The organism is Cereibacter changlensis JA139, assembly GCF_003034985.1.
In the GTDB taxonomy this organism is placed as follows: Bacteria; Pseudomonadota; Alphaproteobacteria; order Rhodobacterales; family Rhodobacteraceae; genus Cereibacter; species Cereibacter changlensis.
This window is the reverse complement of sequence record NZ_PZKG01000430.1, coordinates 1-526: the sequence shown is the minus strand read 5'-3', so window position 1 is coordinate 526 and position 526 is coordinate 1. Positions and strand designations below refer to the sequence as shown.

At 71.1% G+C, this 526-nt stretch carries 1 protein-coding gene; it reads left to right on the top strand.

Features of this window, described 5'->3' with window-relative positions:
* A partial coding sequence (locus tag C5F48_RS25585) for a hypothetical protein (RefSeq protein WP_181247797.1) occupies window positions 1-526 on the top strand: 526 nt, incomplete at both ends.

Below are 526 nucleotides of genomic sequence, written 5' to 3'. Positions count from 1 at the left end.
GCCCTCCGTCATGGCGCTGCTGCTGGCGCAGCAGGATCTCGACGCGCTGGTCGACGGCGGCAAGATCGACGCGCTCCTCGACGGCTTCGACGCCGAGGCCGCCCGCGACGCCATCGCCGCCGACATCAGCTTCCACTACGGCGCGCTGCATGACGAGAACGCCGGGCGGGCGCAGCAGGCGAGCTACGTCGAGAGCCGCTTCCTCACCGGCGCCGCGCGCGAGGCGGCGATCTCCGCGAGGGTCGCCACCATGGGCGACATCCGCGGCGCGCTGAGCTCCGGCGTGACGCAGCTGCTCTATCCGCTGGCCAAGCTGGGAACGATCTCCGGCGGCTCCGGGGCGGCGGCCGAGAACGCCAATATCGTGGCCGGCGAGGTCGATCTTTCGGCCTCGGCCGATATCGGCAAGCTGGCCGCGCCGGTGGATCTCGATTTCACCAAGGTGCTCAACCCCGACGATCCCGGCCTCTCGGCCAGCCAGAAGCAGCAGGTGCTGGACGAACTCGCCCTGCGCCGCAGCCTGCAG